The organism is Parabacteroides sp. AF19-14 (assembly GCF_003635485.1).
GTDB lineage: Bacteria > Bacteroidota > Bacteroidia > Bacteroidales > Tannerellaceae > Parabacteroides > Parabacteroides distasonis.
Genome location: NZ_QTMJ01000003.1, coordinates 36,281 through 54,653, shown reverse-complemented (window position 1 = coordinate 54,653; position 18,373 = coordinate 36,281). Strand labels below are relative to the sequence as shown.

General features: G+C 38.3%; 15 protein-coding genes and 4 pseudogenes. 1 reads left to right on the top strand and 18 read right to left on the bottom strand.

What is annotated here, in order from left to right:
* Positions 1 to 8 precede the first annotated feature (8 nt).
* Positions 9 to 218: pseudogene (locus DWX33_RS22740) on the bottom strand (helix-turn-helix domain-containing protein).
* A gap of 506 nt (positions 219 to 724) precedes the next feature.
* Here DWX33_RS22740 and DWX33_RS03510 point away from each other — a divergent pair.
* Positions 725 to 862 (top strand): annotated as a pseudogene (locus tag DWX33_RS03510) (IS4 family transposase); the annotation flags it as partial.
* A gap of 59 nt (positions 863 to 921) precedes the next feature.
* On the opposite strand, the gene DWX33_RS22735 reads toward DWX33_RS03510, so the two are convergent.
* The 17 genes and pseudogenes from DWX33_RS22735 to DWX33_RS03420 form a co-directional block, all read right to left on the bottom strand.
* The gene (locus DWX33_RS22735) at positions 922 to 1,353 is read right to left on the bottom strand and encodes a hypothetical protein (protein WP_233570115.1); all 432 of its coding nucleotides are present in this window, start codon (positions 1,351 to 1,353) and stop codon (positions 922 to 924) included.
* 30 nt (positions 1,354 to 1,383) lie between these two features.
* Complete coding sequence (locus tag DWX33_RS22730; RefSeq protein WP_233570114.1) at positions 1,384 to 1,761, bottom strand: hypothetical protein; 378 nt, start codon at positions 1,759 to 1,761, stop codon at positions 1,384 to 1,386.
* A 10-nt stretch (positions 1,762 to 1,771) separates the two neighbouring features.
* Positions 1,772 to 2,353, bottom strand: a complete 582-nt coding sequence (locus tag DWX33_RS03500; protein WP_122379857.1) for an RloB family protein — start codon at positions 2,351 to 2,353, stop codon at positions 1,772 to 1,774.
* 12 nt (positions 2,354 to 2,365) lie between these two features.
* On the bottom strand, positions 2,366 to 3,574 hold the full coding sequence (locus DWX33_RS03495; RefSeq protein ID WP_122143112.1) for an ATP/GTP-binding protein: 1,209 nt from the start codon (positions 3,572 to 3,574) through the stop codon (positions 2,366 to 2,368).
* A 581-nt stretch (positions 3,575 to 4,155) separates the two neighbouring features.
* Positions 4,156 to 4,242, bottom strand: a pseudogene (locus DWX33_RS22725) (metallophosphatase); the annotation flags it as partial.
* Between the two features lie 487 nt (positions 4,243 to 4,729).
* Complete coding sequence (locus tag DWX33_RS22475) at positions 4,730 to 5,161, bottom strand: hypothetical protein (RefSeq protein WP_233570113.1); 432 nt, start codon at positions 5,159 to 5,161, stop codon at positions 4,730 to 4,732.
* Positions 5,162 to 5,731: 570 nt separating this feature from the next.
* A complete protein-coding gene (locus DWX33_RS22720) occupies positions 5,732 to 6,550 on the bottom strand; it encodes an ATP-binding protein (RefSeq protein ID WP_233570112.1) in 819 nt (272 codons plus the stop codon).
* Between the two features lie 72 nt (positions 6,551 to 6,622).
* A complete protein-coding gene (locus DWX33_RS22715) occupies positions 6,623 to 7,081 on the bottom strand; it encodes a helix-turn-helix domain-containing protein (RefSeq protein ID WP_233570111.1) in 459 nt (152 codons plus the stop codon).
* Between the two features lie 177 nt (positions 7,082 to 7,258).
* Positions 7,259 to 7,573 (bottom strand): hypothetical protein, encoded by a 315-nt coding sequence (locus DWX33_RS03465; protein WP_122143114.1) that lies wholly within the window; start codon positions 7,571 to 7,573, stop codon positions 7,259 to 7,261.
* 1,498 nt (positions 7,574 to 9,071) lie between these two features.
* Positions 9,072 to 10,376 (bottom strand): hypothetical protein, encoded by a 1,305-nt coding sequence (locus DWX33_RS03460; protein ID WP_122379856.1) that lies wholly within the window; start codon positions 10,374 to 10,376, stop codon positions 9,072 to 9,074.
* A 30-nt stretch (positions 10,377 to 10,406) separates the two neighbouring features.
* Positions 10,407 to 11,117 (bottom strand): annotated as a pseudogene (locus DWX33_RS03455) (metallophosphoesterase).
* A 58-nt stretch (positions 11,118 to 11,175) separates the two neighbouring features.
* Positions 11,176 to 11,760 carry a metallophosphoesterase gene (locus DWX33_RS03450; protein ID WP_122379855.1) on the bottom strand — a complete coding sequence of 195 codons (585 nt, stop codon included), beginning with the start codon at positions 11,758 to 11,760 and terminating at the stop codon, positions 11,176 to 11,178.
* 520 nt (positions 11,761 to 12,280) lie between these two features.
* The gene (locus DWX33_RS03445) at positions 12,281 to 12,895 is read right to left on the bottom strand and encodes a hypothetical protein (protein ID WP_122379854.1); all 615 of its coding nucleotides are present in this window, start codon (positions 12,893 to 12,895) and stop codon (positions 12,281 to 12,283) included.
* 51 nt (positions 12,896 to 12,946) lie between these two features.
* A complete protein-coding gene (locus tag DWX33_RS03440) occupies positions 12,947 to 14,065 on the bottom strand; it encodes an ATP-binding protein (RefSeq protein WP_233570110.1) in 1,119 nt (372 codons plus the stop codon).
* A gap of 1,605 nt (positions 14,066 to 15,670) precedes the next feature.
* Positions 15,671 to 16,984: a hypothetical protein gene (locus tag DWX33_RS03430; RefSeq protein ID WP_122379938.1), complete on the bottom strand. Its 1,314-nt coding sequence runs from the start codon at positions 16,982 to 16,984 to the stop codon at positions 15,671 to 15,673.
* A gap of 13 nt (positions 16,985 to 16,997) precedes the next feature.
* Complete coding sequence (locus DWX33_RS03425; RefSeq protein ID WP_122379853.1) at positions 16,998 to 17,765, bottom strand: metallophosphoesterase; 768 nt, start codon at positions 17,763 to 17,765, stop codon at positions 16,998 to 17,000.
* Position 17,766: 1 nt separating this feature from the next.
* Positions 17,767 to 18,354, bottom strand: a complete 588-nt coding sequence (locus DWX33_RS03420; protein ID WP_121962675.1) for a metallophosphoesterase — start codon at positions 18,352 to 18,354, stop codon at positions 17,767 to 17,769.
* Positions 18,355 to 18,373 lie beyond the last annotated feature (19 nt).

Below are 18,373 nucleotides of genomic sequence, written 5' to 3'. Positions count from 1 at the left end.
TGTTATTGTCACATCTTTGAAGGATAAACGAGCACCTCTTCTTCCCCTACTTCTAGCACCTTTGCTATCTGAAGTAGAGTCTCGAGGCTGGATTATGCTGCATTCGTGCACCATTTTAATGCTGTAGCAGGATCCTTTCCTAATTGTTCTACAAGCCACTTGTTTGTGCGCTTCTTCTCTGCCAACATTACTTTGATACGATTTATGTCCTTATCCATGACTATACATTATATATTATTTAGGGCAAAAATATTAAGTGACTATATACTATCTTACAGCAAAACCCTCTATACACGATTATACGATTTATAGAAGGTTTATATTTTCTATATCCTACTGCTTAACAAGGATCACACTTTAAGGCAATATATAGTTAACATATTTTATATATTTCTCAATTGTGTGGCAAAATTACAGAATATTAATGAAAAACGATAAGTTCAGTGATAAAAAGAAAAGATCATACGCTAAATTCTATGACTTTATTCTTCAGCCTTCTCTATTTACAAGCTTTATTTATTATGTGTTTAACAGCAAGCCTTCCTCAACTACCGGAAAATCTGTATAGACATATTTGATTAGGAGGAAACGCCAGTATTAGGAAAACTTCTTCATAAACCTTACCACTTCCGATATCGTAAAAAAGTCAAACTTACCGGTTCTTATCATATAGAATTGCAGAAATATAAATATAGCGTGCCTTATTTAGTATGTAGACTAGTAAAGTACATACAAAGTACTACAAATATTGAGCATCTCATTGACGGATAAAACTCAACTGAGAGACTCCTTTGATAAAACTAAATTTCAAAATGACAAAGAACGATTCGGACCAAATGGGCCAAGTTTATTTAAATTTTAATTTGGACCAATTTTAATGGAACACTAGTGATCCTAAAACTTAATATATATACTAAACCCTTATTTTTCTAATTTTAATTGAGCCTCTTTCTCTTTAATAAGCAATAAAGAAATATCAAATAAGACTTTTATAGTACTATTTAATTCAAGCGAAAAATCTTTAATCAAAGTGGTCATCTTATCAACATCATCATAGTATGAAATAATTTTTCTATCTAATCGTTCCAGTTCCATGTTAACATCCTTAATCTCTTGCAGAAATAACTTTCTCTTTTCTATATCTACCGCTTGTTTACCTAATTCCAATAAGATATTTTTTCGATGCATATTATTCTCTTTTATTTGAATATCATATCTGTTTTGATTAACACGTTCTATAAAAGAGAGTTCTTGATCCAATAAATCCGATAGTCCAATACGTGCTTTAATCCAGCATTCTTCATAAGTCTTTTCTAAATTTGTTTTCTGGCGTTGTACATCAACTTCAAACACATATCTATACTGCAAATCTGTTGCATAGATTCAACCTTTCATTTGACATATTTCTGATTTAGATAATGATATATTCTGATGGTCAAGACCAACTGTAATTCCCATAACATCTACTATATTAAGTAAAGCCAAATTATTTTTTAGACAGTTATTATACTCATCCAACTTTTTAATATTTTGTTGATGAATTAACAGTTTATCTTGTTGCATATTACTATAAATAATAGCAAGATAACCTACTACAACAGCAAAAATTCCACTACTATAACTTCCCCAAAAATTTAACCAAGAATCATTCGAAAGGTTTGTTTTAATAACATTACCATATGTCAACATCGTATTAATGATAAATGCGATAGCAATTCCACTAATTATGATTCCCAAAACAACATATAAATCTTTTTTCATCAATTCATATTTATTGCAACGATTCACTAACTTTTTTAATCGCCTTATAAATCTCGCTATAAGAATCTCTACCTTTATATTTTTCGGCCAATTCACATGCTTTATCCATTTTTGAGCCTGCAAGCATTTCTTTAACCCATTTATCCTTCTCAAGGTATTTCCGAGTTTTATCATATGTTGGCAGATATTGCTTTAATGCTCTTTCTGTTGCTGCTGAATCTTGGAAATGTCGACATGTATCTTCAAAATGTAGTAAAAACCAATATTCTATTGACTGTAAGCTATCACAAAGAATCACATTAACATTATTTTCATATTTCTTTTTGAGCGATACCATTTTTTTATTCTCTGCATCAGAACGCCTGCTAACATCAGCATCAAAAACACATATTATAAAGACATCTTCATCCAGAAGTTCCTTTATTTTCTTTTCTATTTTCTCAATACTATTGTTTTCAAATAAACGAGGAGAAATAGAGTATCTATAACCAAGTATTTTTTTCAAATGACTGAAATAGAATAATTCAGTCAAACCCTCACCGACGATATGAATAACCTGTCTGGTCACTGTATTTTTTCTTGCTTTTCTCATAAAAGTACACGATTATAGATTAGGAACCGCACCGAATTTACCGAACTTATATGCCTTTTGGAGAGAACTGATCCTATTCAATCCCTTGAAATCTGTCAGAGGATACAGTACACTTGATCCATCCGGATTCTTTTCAGTAAACCAAACATTATCTTTTCTAAGCAAATCTTCCTCTCCTAACAGTCCATCATAATGCGTAGTGAGCAACAACTGTGCCTGTTCTGATTCTTTTAGAAAACGTTCAATGATGTATTCTATCAATTTCGGATGAAGAGAAGATTCAATCTCGTCAACTGCGAGAAAAGCATCTCTTTCAAGAATCTTTTGTACTTGAGCAGCCAAGCCAAATGTACGAATAGTACCGTCCGATTCAAACAGTTCCAAGAACTCATAATAATCATTGTTACCATAATCAGATGAAACTTTATGCTGATACATAGTATAATTAATCGGCCCCTTATGCGTTTCTTGTTCTTTGGAAGTAATATTTGAAATATTAAAATCTGCTTCCTGCAGATATCTCAAAATATAATCTTTTGCTGACTCATTCTTGATTGATTCTTCGGCATAACGACTTAAAGATGATGCAGGTACAATAGCCGGCATAACCTGATTGGTTAGATACTGAAGAACCGTCTCTAGTTCTACAATATGTGTATTCACCTGCATATAGGCAGCAAAAACTGACATATTATGCAAACACTTCAATGTTATTTCCTCTTTGACAGCTTGCGACATCTTGATTTTCTGTCCAAATTTAATAACAGATACGTTATTCTCAGTATTTCTTTCAAATATAGTAGCAGGCTGTTGACTTGGATAATAAATTAAACTTTCCTTTGCTACGTGCCATCTATCTAAAGCTACTGAATAGACATAACAAACAGCTTTCTCCTCATTCTTCAAATAGAACGAAATCGAATATTCAGATAACTGCCTTGAACTTGTTTTATTCAGGAGAAACGGGACTACTTGAATTTGTTCTGCCTTATTAAGTGGAGTATAAGTAATGAATGACTTGATAAAATCACAAACCTTAATAATATTACTCTTACCCGAAGCATTTGCTCCATAAATAACAGCCACTTTCAATAGTCTCACACCGCCACCCAATTCAACAACATGATATGATTCCATATCCTTACTTCTATCAGCTTCAAAACTTAATATAGCCTCGTCTCTAAATGAGAACATGTTCTTAAATCTAATTTCTGCTATCATACAATTTGTTTTTCCACAAATATATAACTAAATATCCATATCCACAAATAAGATTCATCTATTTGCATCATTTCTACAAATATCACAAACTAATATCTATTCTATTAAATTTATTATAACCTTAGGCAATATCAATCATTTAAAAATCTTGGATCACAACAAGGAAAAGGTAAGTATACCTACAGAAGAAACCATGAAGATGACTATCTATGTACAGAAGCAGAAATAAGACGTATGTTTGCTGATGCTAATCACTACAGGGATTCTAATGTAAGGTGGACACACCGTATCTATCCGGACAGAATGTGGGAAGCAAACCTCTATCATTTCTATATAAAAGTATATAATAGATTGATACAGGTTTTACCACGTCCTATTATGATAAAAGATGGTATACGACAAGAAGAAACACCTGCTCATGTGCTATACGAGAAGCACTAATAAATTGTATAATTCGGCACTATAGAATATTTTGTGTAAATGGAAAATACGGGATTCAAATTATGAACCAATTTATGCTTATATTTGAAAACAGAATCCAGATATAAGAGAACTTACAAGTGAATCCTGTTTCCATTTACACAAAATTCCAGACAGTGTTTATTTCCGTGATAAAAGTGGGTATCAGATGTAAAGAACACCTTGCTGCCATCAAATTTATAATTCATTTCTTCTCAATTTATGTGCATCACTGCACGTTAATAATCAAGTTATCAATCACCCATCAAACGGAAATGACAGAGAAGTATCACAAAAGTAACTGCCATAAATGGGTATAAAACAAAATAGTTGAAAAGTTTGCTAAAGACTCTCCAGCCATTCAGTCTCTATTCTAAATCAAAGTATAGTAAAATGTACTTTATTATGTTCGCTGGAAAGTATTTACAATACGAGGTTCAATACCGGAGACATGAACATTCAACACACATTCCGAGCGATTACCCTGAATTGTGGTGATTGATAGTATGTCCATCCAAATTCTCTGCATTGTTAGTTTTATGTTATTTCAAAATCAGTGCAAAATTAGTAAATAAATTCCATATACCGCATGACAGAACAAGAAACCGAGTCTATATGAATATAGATATTATATCAGTGAAGATATAATTTAGCAGGGTTCATTACTATAAACTATGTAACTCAAGAAGGATGTTCTTACTCTTCCTTTTCAAATTCTTCCGAAGCATTTGCTATCAACGCCTTTCCTATTTCCATCTGTATGAATTTAGGCAATCGAAACAATTTTGCCATAAGCTGGTTATAAGTAAACTCGACTTTGGTATACAGTATAGATTCTTCTTTAATGTGCACATCGATTTTCTCAACAACCTCAGAGTCTTCCATAAAGTCAGAAAAGTCCGGTTCTTCAAACCAATTTATCATGTCATCCTCATTGATTCTAAGACGAATATAATCGCCACAACCATCTACCTCTGGAATTAAACCATTAGGAACATAATCTGCAATTTTACATATTGTCTTTTTGTCTTTGTCAAGTAAGAAATAGGTCCCACTATCACATACCTTGGCTTGCAAATACAAACTACCATATTCGGGCTTCGAATTCAGAAGTTTATGAGTTTTCAAATTGATTATTCCTGATCATACCCCTTTAGAAACCAATGGATACTCGTTTTCATATAGTTCACCCATCCATGTATCAGTATAACTACACATTTCCTCATTATATGGAAAGTAGATCATAAGGCTCCGCTTATCTAAATCTTTTAATTAGGAGTGCTAAAAAATCAAATCCCTGTGATAATCACCAAATTATTGCAAGGATTTTTTATGTTTTTCAGCCTATTGTCGGAAATCTTTGTGGACGTAAAATCGACTTTTGCGGCCCTAGACAAACGATGGAAAATCCGGTGCTTTTACATAACGGGTATATTTGCCTGCACCATCTTTCTGTATAATCCCTGTATTTTCCATCTTTGAAATCAAGCCTCTAATTTATTTTTCGGACAACATGTCTTGAAATACCTTTTTGAGAAGAGAACGATTTATATAACCATTTTTATGAAAACAGTCTGAAACCAACTTGAGATAATTCATATTCATTCCTTTCAATCTTTCAGCAGACTCATTCCGATACTCCTCGGACAAGCGATGAGAGCCGTTTTCGTAACCGATAAGGTTTTCTTCCAACAATTTTCATAAAATCTTTTCATCAAGCCCCTCGTAATCCCTCATTGCCATTTTGTACAAAGCCAGCAATTCAAAGACATTCAGTTGCTCGGCGGCAGCTCTATTATCCTGTACCTTCCTGACAAAAATAACAAAGGCCGTATCAAGTATAGGAGCTTTGAACGTGAGACTTACCTGATACGAGTCTGTTCCCGAATAGTCAGGCAGTGCTTTCCCTTCCATAATACAGTTGTAGAACATTTTATCCACTCCCTGACCGGAACGCTCCACCAATCCTGCCTTCTGCAATATCTCGCTCATCAGTTTACTGCGCGGAACGCTGTTCACTGTCAAAATGTTGTTCATATCCACTCCGGACCGAAAACCACCAGCATTGGTAATGGTTATACTATCGGGATATTGCTTGATGACGACATCGCTCTGAATCAACATTGAGCGGTGGCAGCAAGCATTCAATATCGCCTCTCTGATTGCCTCCTTGTTGAAAGATGGTATATCGAATATATAAGAGCCGTCATTGTAATGCAGAAGCGGATTGCTGGCAGGCTGGTTGATGTAATCCCATACCTTGTCAATCGCTATGAATAACGGCAACTGAAATTCTTTGCAAGCGGTATATTGTATCATCGAGTGATACATCCTGAACCCTACAACGATATTGTTCTGAGGGAGATATTTCCGTATGGCTTCGGATTTCCCAAGCAAAATAAGTGCCGCATAATTCAATTTCCCGTCCTTCAACAAATCCAAATCAGATAGCACTTGTTCGTCGGGATAGTTTTGAAACAACGGATTTTCCTGCTTTCGCGCATATTGGGTTTTCATTTCTGCTATGGCCTCCTTATCCAAATCCTCTATAGTAAGCCCCTCGCATATCTTGGCTGAAAAATCCGGTTCCTATTCAGACAATATCCTGAAAATCTCGGCATCGGACATTGCCCGCAGGCTTTCCCCTGTACGCATAAGAGGTACGCCCTCAAATCTCAACAACCTACCTACGGGACGAGATGGAACAGATAGTACAAGTACAAGCACACGCTTACCGTCTTCGTAAAGTTCGGTAGCTTCTATCCTTATTCCTAATCTTTCGTAGATTTCATCTGTGAGTTCTCCCACTTCTTTTTCTGCAAAATCCGAACCGACAACCGCATGGGGCATATGATCTACCATTCCTAATACCAATCGTCCACCCTTTTCATTCGCCAAGGCAACAATACACCCCAATACACACCGCCGCCTGTCTTTTAGATCAACGCGTTTTCCTCCGGCAAACGGGTAATTATGCTTTGCCTCTTTAAATTCTATATGGTCTTCGCTTTCGCGTAGCTTCTGTAATTCTGCAATCGTAATCTCCAACAAGGTAAATCCAACCCCAAAAGATACAAATGGCTATTCCGATAGAAACGAAAATTGTGCAACACAATTTTATGTCAGTAACACATGACAATGTAAAATAAAAAGGGAATCCGCGCTAATAAAAAGGGATCTGCACGGAAGAGAACCCGACCGAAGCCGGCTCCTACACTCCTACGCTTAATCCGTTACATCAAAGAAATAACTTAGCTCTTCATCTTTCAGATTCTCCATCGCATATTGGTCGGCCTGTTCCCAAAGGGTATTGTAGAGTTCCGCAAACTCCGATCTTTTTTCGTGGTATTGCCATATCTTATGGTTAAGCACCAATACCAGTTCGGTTAGAAATTCGTAATCTTCTTTCCACTCTTTGAAAGCACGATTGAACGTGTCCTGAATAGCTGAAAGGCCAAATCGCTCTGCTATCGAAAAATCTTCCCAAAACGTTGTTTTTACTTCGTAACCGTTTTCTTTCATAAATTCTCTGAATGTCATAATGCTTAAATTTTAAGATTGTTTTTTTGTTTTTCCCTCTTGTAGCATCTACTACTTTCGGGCTTGATTTAATTATGTCGTCTCAAAAGGTGTCATGGCTCCTTATGCAAGGTTTCACGGCTAAATACGACCTCTGTGAAGCAGAAGGTGGAGATTTGGCTGTGAACCCAAGGCTATGACCTTGCAGACAAGAGAGACATGACAAGCACCTTTGCGACACAATTCACATCAGGTAGCCCGAAAGGGATATGCGGAATAATGGAGGAAGTAAGAAGAAGGCTAAAACAGGGAAAGGTAAAACCGAGGATATGCCGCCAAAGCACATAGCCCAAACAACGACTGGTGAAAAGAGACAGAGCTGAAAGGACAAAGTAATGTCTCCTTTAACAATTTTGCTGGCCAAAAGAAAAATAGGTATGGCTTTGGGAGCTTATAAAAGCCGTTTAGTTTAGAATTTGAAGAGATATACAAAAAACAGACTAAACTTTATTATATTTGCAGTGTGCTTCGAATATCATCGTATGATGAGAACGGGATTGTTTTTCTTTCCGAGGGACAAAAAAATTGGCCTAAAAAACATCAAGGGATAGACCTTATATTTGCTCTTTTTATCTTTTAGACAGCAAATTTTTGTCCCCTGTTTGTCCCCCGAAGCATTTCATAAAAACATAATATATTAAATATCAATTTATTACAAGTCAAAAATGATACAAAACATTTTCTGCATCGGCAAATAGTATCACACAATTAACTGATTATCAATATATTACAAAACAAATAATAGAAAACAAAAGAAGAAACAATCCAACTTCAATAATATTGATAATCAACATTTTAAACATTCAGGAATAACAAAGTATTGTATCAATTCTTCATGATTTTGTCCCCCGTTTGTCCCCTAAACGGATACAAGGGACAAAATTCTGTCCCCCGATGTATTTGGAACACTTATACCTACCAAATCAGGTAAAAACATAAATAATTATCATTTCGCAGAGTTCTTTGGATCTCTTATTAGCAATGTGCATAAACATGTTACAAAATTGATATACAATCAAATACAAGTCAGACACATTGTAGCAGAAGTTACAACAAAAGATATTCAGTTTGAAATATTCAGGAAATATTCTCGTCATTATCTCTGCATTTCCAGAAGTTAAGTCTATCGAAATTATGCTCATGTACTAATGAAGACTTGTACCATTATCCAATAACTTATTGTTTCGTTGTGGAGCATATCCTGCCTTTTATTGATGAAACTGATTGAAGAACATTTAATTCAATCCCTTAATTAGAAAGGATCTTTCCTTTTATATATCGTGGATAATTCTATTGTATCAAAAATGTATGCCGCTTAGAATTTGATTAAGCCATATGAAATATCAGAATTGAGCAAATTATCAGCACTATTTCGAATCAGTGCCGATAATTTGCATATTATCGATTTCCAATTTCCAAATGGATTGCCGAATAAACGTCAACCGATGAAGAATAAGAATTAGGGAACCTTAACCTTCTCCACTTCCTGCCATTCTGCAAGAGAGACAATCTCCTTGTATTGCCCGGCAGTCAGAGAGGATTTACCATTATCGCTGCATTCATATTCCCAGGGCAGTTCGTAGACGGTACCCTCTTCCTGATAACCCATATAGTTATGGTATGAATCAGGAACCAACCTTACATAATCTTCTTCCCGAATAATCTTCAGGAACTTGTCTGCATCGTTGATTATTAACGGGGTACCAGACTTATACAGGGCAGTAGCGACTTCAATGGCAAGGCCGGCATTGGCTGAATAACTGTTGAAAACGGCAATTAGCCATCCGAGACGTTCTGCATCTTCCGCTACAACATTCAGACGTGAAAGACCCAGTTCACCATAATGATCCTTTGCAAACCGCATGAAATCCGCCGGGCTGTCAATGTCGTACAATTTTTCCACATCCAAGAATTTCACCTGATTGTAATAAACCACATCCCGTAACTCTTCCGGGACATCCTGCAGGTCTTCATAGATACAGTCTCTGACACCCCGTTTCCGATAATACGCCGAATATACCTCGTGCGCAATACGGAAATATTTGCAATATTGTCGTATGGTCATAGTCCCTAAAGGAGGCACAGAACATCCGCACAGGGAATCTTCCAAAGCCTTTAAGGAAGTTTCCCTGTCGTTCAACTCAATCCTGAGTCTCGGCACGATCCTGTTAAAATCCTTCCGTGCGATTCTTCCAGTCCGCTGCTGATACGGAAGATTGCCGGCCACGTATTCATTGAAGCCACCAACATTCGCAATCATGGCATCCACCAGTCTGTACAGATAGGCAAAAATACGGGCAATGGTTTCCCGGAACCATTCATCATCATAGTATTCATCATTATCTAAAACATACGAAGAATAGTTTGAAATACTGAAACGTATATATTTCCGGTCAGTAAACAGAATTGTCCTCCGTTCCATATACTTGGTGGATGCGACATGCAGCCAGAGCGTTTCCATCGGATTGGATGATTGCCAGTCCTGAAGGAATTCTTCTTTACTTCTGTACTCTTCGGAAGCAATCAGATCGTCGGAATCTCCCCATTCTTCAGGCGTAGGGCGTGGAACTTCAATATAGAAGCCCCGGTATTCGTCATCGCCCATCACATGCAATCTTTCAAGCCGGGACTGGAATTTAACCAGCCTGTCCAGCAAAACATTGTCGACAACAATCTCTGAATGGCGTACTTGTCCCAACCATTTGAAATGGGATGCATTCAGGAAATGCTCTTTGGCTAAATCAGTGAAGAATTTTCTGTCCATAATATGATTCTTGATCTTTTTTTATTCTCATTAAATCTCAATATACTTACCCGGATCAAACCCGTTCATCAGATGCTCATTTTCAAAAACATATCCCATCTGATTGCAGATTACCCGGGTATTTCCTATTTCTGCGTCGATATTGGTATGTGAGTGGCCATATATCCAGGCATCAATCCTACTGTCAGCAATCAGGTCCCCGTATTCGCTGGCAAATGCACTGTTCAACACTGAGCCTCTATGATGCGGAGCCACTACCTAGAGTGTCGGCAGATGGTGGGTAACCACAACTATATGGAGTGCCGTACTTTCCTCTGTGCTTCTCCGGATAAAGTTAATACAGGTCTCATGCATCCGATTGAACTCCTCCACCTGCAACAGCTTTCCGTCGAACTTGATCTGACGGAAATCGTTCATACCTTTCCATACAAAATATTCGTCATTCGGGTTGATCCGCGACCATAGCGTACTCAGAACGAAGTCGGTGTCATCGATGCGGACAACCTGATTCTGATAATATCCCACATTCTCACGGAACATCCACCTCCATTGCAGGCCCTACTCCATCACGTCCGAATAGTTATAATATTCGTGGTTGCCGGGGACAATAAGCACCTGGCAGTAGGCCTCCGAAGCCCATTTCCAAAACTTCGTCAGTGGAACTATCTTGTCTTTCAGGTAGAATATGTCTCCGGCCAACACCAGCACATCGCCTGTTACGGGTAATTCATTATGTTTCAAATACCTGCTGTTTTCCTAGAACTCCAGGTGCAGATCGCTCATGTATTGTATCCTCATCTTATTCTCCTTTCTTTGATTGCTCTATCTGTTTCTCTATGATTACCTTTACCCGTGCGAATGAAACCGGAGTAAAATCGTTGTTGTCAACTCCCACATCATATTGTGTAGGGAAAAGCATTTGAAGGCGTGGTTTATCCTTTTCAGTGCTGCTCCTGCTTGTATGCACATGTCCGAAAAGCTGCCACGTATCATCGTATGAACCACCATAGCAAAGGAACGGACAATGATTCAGATAAATCTTCTGTTTATCCACCTCAATATACATCTGCATCGTTATCTGTTCGAAGTATTTCGTATAATTCTGCCTCAGATTCTTTATGTCATGATTGCCAGCAATAAGATAGATTTTTCCGTTCAGTCTGCTTAGTATATTCATCCATTCGGCAGAACCGCCTAGACAGAAATCGCCCAAGTGAAATACGATATCATTTGGACCGACCACACGGTTCCAGTTGGAAATAATCGTTTCATTCATGTGGGCCACATCCTTGAAGGGCCGGCTGCAGAAACTAATGATATTTCCGTGATAAAAGTGAGTATCAGATGTAAAGAACACCTTGCTGCCATCAAATTTATAATTCATTTCTTCTCAATTTATGTGCATCACTGTACGTTAATAATCAAGTTATCAATCACCCATCAGACGGAAATGACAGAGAAGCATCATAAAAGTAACTGCCACAAATGGGTATAAAACAAAATAGTTGAAAAGTTTGGTAAAGACTCTCCAACTATTCAGTTTCTATTCTAAATCAAAGTACAGTAAAATGTACTTTATTATGTTCGTTGGAAAGTATTTACAATACGAGGTTCAATGCCGAAGACATGAACATTCGACACACATTCCGGGCGTTTATTACCCTGAATTGTGGTGATTGATAATATGTCCATCCAAATTCTCTGCATTGTTAGTTTTTATATTATTTCAAAATCAGTGCAAAATTAGCAAATAAATTCCATATACCACATGACAGAACAAGAAACAGAGTCTATATGAACATAGATATTATATCAGTGAAGGTATAATCTTTTGTTTTATTACTAAATTATACTCTATCAGGTATAATCATTACTATAAACTACGCAACTCGAAAAGGATGTTCTCACTCTTCCTTTTCAAATTCTTCCGAAGCATTCGCTATCAACGCCTTTCCTATTTCCATCTGTATGAATTTAGGCAATCGAAACAATTTTGCCATAAGCTGGCTATAAGTAAACTCGACTTTGGTATCCAATATAGGTTCTTCTTCAACGCTCGTATCAATTTTCTCAACAACCTCAGAGTCTTCCATAAAATCAGAAAAGTCCGGTTCTTCAAACCAATTCTCTATCGTGCCATCCTCATTGATTCTTAGACGGATATAATCGCCACAATCATCTACCTCCGGAATTAAACCGTTAGGAACATTATCTGCAATTTTGCATATTGTCTTTTTGTCTTTGTCAAGCAAGAAATAGGTCCCACTATCACATACCTTGGCTTGCAAATACAAACTGCCATATTCAGGCTTCCAATTCAGGAGTTTGTGAGTTTTCAAATTGATTATTCCTGACCATATCCCTTTAGAAACTAATGGATACTCGTTTTCGTATAGTTCATCCATCCATGTATCAGTATAACTACACATTTCCTCATTGTATGGAAAGTAGATCATAAGGTAGTGAGCCACCTCATTCAAATTCTGTTCCTCGATACCAATCAATATCTGTTTTGCCATAATGATTAATTTATAGATTCAAATTTTAATTTTCACTTCATTCAGCTATTCTTAAGTCGTAGTCAATAAACTTAGATCAATATCGGGAATGATAACGTCTGCAAGCTTGTCTTCGACAAGGAATCCCATGTAAAGAGGAATTGTAAGTACCTCTCCCTCGCGTCCTACATTGTATTGGCCGAGCTTGATTGCGTTGTTGACATGATATACATCCTTATTCTTAAGAACCGTAGTCATGCTTTTTGCCTTACCGGTCTTTGCCTTAACTTCAAGTATAACACATTCACCCTTGAATCTTACCAAGAAGTCCAACTCAAGGCCGCTATCCTTATGGAAATAATATAGCTTTTGCCCGGACTTACATAAAAAATCAGCCATGAGATTCTCGAAGATAGCTCCCTTGTATCCAAGAAGATTACCCTTTAAGATATCTGCCTGAGTACCATAATCCAACATTGCCATAAGGATACCAATATCAGTAGTATACACCTTGAAGCAGTCTTTAATAGAATTACCCTCTAACGGCAGTTCTGTTATCTGTGTGTTATAGCATCTCCGTACTATCCCTGCATCCTCCAACCATTGGATACTACCAATGTATTGTGAAGCCCGTCCTCCCTTCTTAACTATGGAGTACTGAAATTTCTTATTCTCCTTAGCCAATTGTTTCGGGATGGACTCAAAACACTCACGAATATTAGGTTTGTCTGCATCATCCGCATATTTAACCATATCCTCTTCGTATTCAACTATAAGGTTGCGTTGCACCTTATATATAAGCTCGATATTCTTAGTTTCAAGGAAACAGTTCACTACTTCCGGGAGACCTCCGACAATGACATATCTGTACAACAGTTCCATCATTGCCTTATGAATCCCATCAGGAACAGCACTTTCGTTCTCAAAACATGATTTAACGGAATCAATAACCATATCACTAATTCCGTTTGCCCATAAAAATTCCTCAAAGTCCAATGGATACATATCAATCACGGTCTCATACCCTACGGGAACAGAATCTTGTCCTTCCTCCCCTTCCTTTTTCTTCTTACTTTTACCGTATCCTTTCACGCCTAAAAGAGAGCCTGTGGCACAAAAAACATAATGATACCAAAGAAATTCCAAGAAAGCCACAATCTTTGGATTCAACAAACATTCTGTAACATCCATGCGGAAACGCCCTATCACTCAGTGCGTTGTATCTGATAGCAGATATTTTGCAAAAAGGCTGGAAAGATGCAGTACAACACGTATATGCAAAACAATGAGATACAACAACTTGCATTTATCCCTACATTCTGTGTACTTGTAAAAACAGAGGTTGTACATAAGCATCTACGCGATTCTATATTACCAGCTGTTTTATTTGCATAGCAGAAGGTGAAGATTTGGTTGTGAACTCAAAGGCTATGACTTTGCAGGCAAAAAAGGCGTGACAAATACCTTTGCCACACAATTCACATCAGGTAGCCCGAAAGGGATATGCGGAATAATGGAGGAAGTAAGAAGAAGGCCAAAACAGGAAAAGGCAAAACAAAGGATATGCCGCCAAAGCACATAGCTCAAACAACGACTGGCAAAAAGAGATAGAGCTAGAAAGACAAAGTGATGTCCCCCTTTAACAATTTTACTGGCCAAAAGAAAAATAGGTATGGCTTTGGGAGCTTATAAAAGCCGTTTAGTTTAGAATTTGAAGAGATATACAAAAAACAGACTAAACTTTATTATATTTGCAGTGTGCTTCGAATATCATCGTATGATGAGAACGGGATTGTTTTTCTTTCCGAGGGACAAAAAAATTGGCCTAAAAAACATCAAGGGATAGACCTTATATTTGCTCTTTTTATCTTTTGGACAGCAAATTTTTGTCCCCACTTTGTCCCCGAAGTATTTCATAAAAACATAATATATTAAATATTAATTTATTACAAGTCAAAAATGATACAAAACATTTCCCCGCATAGACAAATAACGCAATCGCATGATTATCAATTAGTTATATTAATAATAAAACTAAAATGCTGACGAAAAACCACTTAAATAGGGATAAAATAGGATGTTCTAGAAGTCATATTTTCTCTTGTTTGCTTATTATTACCGTATTTTTGTCCCCCAGTTGTTCCCAAGTGAGGCTTCGAGGGACAAAATTCTGTCCCCTGACATATTTTGGACACATACAACTTAAAAAACTGGTAAAAAGTTAATTATTCGAAACAATTGGGATTTCATATTGGCAAAATACATAAACACATTACAGCATTGATATATAATACACTACAATTCAAACATATTGTAGCAGAAGTTACAGCAAATGGTATTCAGTTGGGAATGTCCAAGAAATATTATCATCACTATCTACTCAGGTAACGCCATGGACAATTATAATTCTCTAAAACTATCCAACATATAGATATACAAGCATATATTATAATATTGACATACAAATGTGATGCATCATAAATGAAGTTATAACAAATGATATTCTGATTGGAATATTATAAAAACATCCTCATCACTTAAACGTCTGCCGTCTGTCACTACATGTATATTCACATGATAGCCCATTAACAGCTTCTTCCTCCTGATAAACCATATGGTTGTGGACAATTCTGTCGAATAGGATAATGCCTGGCTGTTGAAAGTTATCAAGAATCATATTATCAAATATCAGAATCAAGCAAATTATCAGCACTATTTCGAATCAGTGCCGATAATTTGCATACTACCGATTTTCAAATAGATTGCCGATGTACGTCAGCCGATGAAAAATAAGAGTTAAGTAGCCCTAATCTTCTCCACTTCCTGCCATTCTGCAAGAGAGACAATCGCTTGGTATTGCTCCTTAGTCAAAACCGAATTAGTATCGTCCGAGCATTCATATTCCCACAGCAGTTCATAGACAGTGCCCTCTTCCTGGTAACCCATATAGTTGTGAAAGGAGTCGGGAACCAGCCGCACATAATCTTCTTCAAGCAGAATTCTTAGGAGCTTTTTTGCATCGTATATCAGCAGCGGTGCCCCGGCCTTATACAGAGCCGTAGCCACCTCAATGGCCAGCCCGACATTGGACGAGTAACTGTTGGAAACAACAATTTTCCATCCCTGCTGCCGGTCATTCGAGGCGAAGATATTCAGGCGTGAAAGGCCCAGTTCTCCGTAATGGTCAGTTGCAAATCGCATGAAATCCTCCGGATTGTCAATGTCGTATATTTCCGTCACATCCACGAACTTCTTCCGCTTGTAGTAGACCACATCACGCAGTTCTTCAGGAACATCCTGCGGATTTGTATAGATGTGTCCTCTGAATCCCCGCTTCCGGTGATAAGCCTCATATACCTCATTGGCAATGCGGAAATAGGTGCAATACTTTCGTATAGTCATGGTTTCCAAAAGAGGGGAAGAATGCCCGTGCACCGAGTTCTCCAATGCCTTGATGGCCGTTTCCCGATCTTCCACCTCAATTTTGAATTTCGGCACAATGCGGTTAAACTCCCTTTGTGCAATCCGTCCTGTACGCTGCTGGTACGGCAGGTGGTGCGCCACATAGTCGTTGAACCCGTCTGGATTCGCGACAACGACATCAATCACCCGTTGCAGATAGTCGAAGAGGCGGGTCAAGTTCTCTCTGCACCACGTATCATCTGGCTCTACATCCGCACACTTGGAGTCATTCGTAATGATAAAGCGGGTCCGCTTCCGGTCCGTAACACGGATTGACCGGGAATCCCCGTATCGGCTCGAAGCAACATGGAACCACCTGGTCTTCATCGGGTTGAATGCAAGCCAGTCAGCTAAGAATGCTTCCTGACAGTCATATTCTCCAGATGCAATCAATTCCTCTGCATCGCCCCACTCTTCCGGCGTAGATCGTGGTACCTCGATATAGAAACCCCGATACTCATCGTCACCCATTGCGGCCAACCGCTCGAACCGATGTTGAATCTCAACCAGCCGTTCCAACATATCGCCATCAATAACAATCTCCCAATGGCGACTTTCGCCCAACGCCTCCAAATGCGAGGCGTTCAGGCCAACCTCCTTCGCCAAATCGGTAAGGAGCTTTCTATCTATGATTTTTATTTCGTTCATTTCTGTATGTCCATTAAATTTCAATAAACTTGGTCGGATCAAATCCATTCATCAGGTGTTCATCTTCAAAAACATATCCCATCTGGTTACAGATTATGCGGGTACCGCTAATCACAGTGTCGATGTTAGTATGCGAATGCCCATAAATCCAGGCATCAATCCGGCTACCGGCAATCAGGTCTCCGTATTCACTGGCAAAGGCGCTATTCAGCACGGAACCCTTATGATGCAAAGCCACTACCTGAAGTGTCGGCAAATGGTGTGTAACCACAACAATATGGGCCGCCGTACTTTCCTTGATACTTTTCCGAATAAAGTCAATACAGGTCTCGTGCATCCAGTTGAATTCCTCCACCTGCAGCAGTTTCCCTTCGAACTTGATCTGGCGGAAGTCATTCATGCCTTTCCATACGAAATACTCATCGTTCGGATTGATCCGTGACCACAGCGTGCTCAGAACAAAGTCGATGTCATCGATACGGACAACTTGATTTTGATAGTAGCCGACATTTGCCCGGAACATCCACCGCCATTGCAGACCTCGTTCCACCACGTCCGAATAGTTGTAATATTCATGGTTGCCGGGGACAATCAGCACCTGTCGGTAGTTCTCTGAAGCCCATTTCCAGAACTTCGTCAACGGAGCAACCTTATCCCTGAGATAGAAAATATCCCCGGCCAGCACCAGTACATCGCCGGTAATAGGCAGTTCATTATGTTTCAAATATCTGCTGTTTTCCTGGAACTCCAGGTGCAAATCGCTCATGTATTGTATCCTCATCTTATTGCTCTCCTCTCTCTGATTGTTCTATCTGCTTCTCTATGATTGCCTTTACCCGTGCAAATGAGACAGGGGTGAAATCGTTGTTATCTACTCCAACATCATACTGCGTGGGAAAAAGCATCTTCAGCCTCGGAGCGTCCTTTCCGGTGTTGTGCCTGCTGGTATGTACATGTCCGAAAAGCTGCCAGGTGCCATTGTATGACCCGCCATAGCAAAGGAACGGACAGTGATTCAGATAGATCTTCTGCTTATCTACCTCAATATACATCTGCATCACAACCTGTTCAAAGTATTTCCTATAGTCTTGTCTCAGGTTCTTTATGTCATGATTGCCAGTAATAAGATAGATTTTTCCGTTCAGCCAGCTCAGTACATTTATCCATTCGGCAGAACCGCCCAGACAAAAATCGCCCAGGTGAAACACGATATCATCCGGAGCAACTACTCTGTTCCAGTTGGAAATAATCGTTTCATTCATATGGGCCACATCTTTGAAAGGCCTGTTGCAAAACCTGATGATGTTGGTATGGTTGAAGTGGGTGTCGGATGTAAAGAACACCCTGCTCCCGTCAAATTTATAATTCATAATCTCCTTTAGTTTTGTG

Excerpts from the sequence above, each read along its gene's own strand:
- DWX33_RS03440 (WP_233570110.1), bottom strand. The coding sequence starts at position 14,065 with ATGGATGTTACAGAATGTTTGTTGAATCCAAAGATTGTGGCTTTCTTG.
- DWX33_RS03425 (WP_122379853.1), bottom strand. The coding sequence starts at position 17,765 with ATGAGGATACAATACATGAGCGATTTGCACCTGGAGTTCCAGGAAAAC.
- DWX33_RS03430 (WP_122379938.1), bottom strand. The coding sequence starts at position 16,984 with ATGAACGAAATAAAAATCATAGATAGAAAGCTCCTTACCGATTTGGCG.
- DWX33_RS03495 (WP_122143112.1), bottom strand. The coding sequence starts at position 3,574 with ATGATAGCAGAAATTAGATTTAAGAACATGTTCTCATTTAGAGACGAG.
- DWX33_RS03445 (WP_122379854.1), bottom strand. The coding sequence starts at position 12,895 with ATGGCAAAACAGATATTGATTGGTATCGAGGAACAGAATTTGAATGAG.
- DWX33_RS03465 (WP_122143114.1), bottom strand. The coding sequence starts at position 7,573 with ATGACATTCAGAGAATTTATGAAAGAAAACGGTTACGAAGTAAAAACA.
- DWX33_RS03420 (WP_121962675.1), bottom strand. The coding sequence starts at position 18,354 with ATGAATTATAAATTTGACGGGAGCAGGGTGTTCTTTACATCCGACACC.
- DWX33_RS03500 (WP_122379857.1), bottom strand. The coding sequence starts at position 2,353 with ATGAGAAAAGCAAGAAAAAATACAGTGACCAGACAGGTTATTCATATC.
- DWX33_RS03450 (WP_122379855.1), bottom strand. The coding sequence starts at position 11,760 with ATGAATTATAAATTTGATGGCAGCAAGGTGTTCTTTACATCTGATACT.
- DWX33_RS22730 (WP_233570114.1), bottom strand. The coding sequence starts at position 1,761 with ATGAAAAAAGATTTATATGTTGTTTTGGGAATCATAATTAGTGGAATT.
- DWX33_RS22720 (WP_233570112.1), bottom strand. The coding sequence starts at position 6,550 with ATGAAAACCCAATATGCGCGAAAGCAGGAAAATCCGTTGTTTCAAAAC.
- DWX33_RS03460 (WP_122379856.1), bottom strand. The coding sequence starts at position 10,376 with ATGGACAGAAAATTCTTCACTGATTTAGCCAAAGAGCATTTCCTGAAT.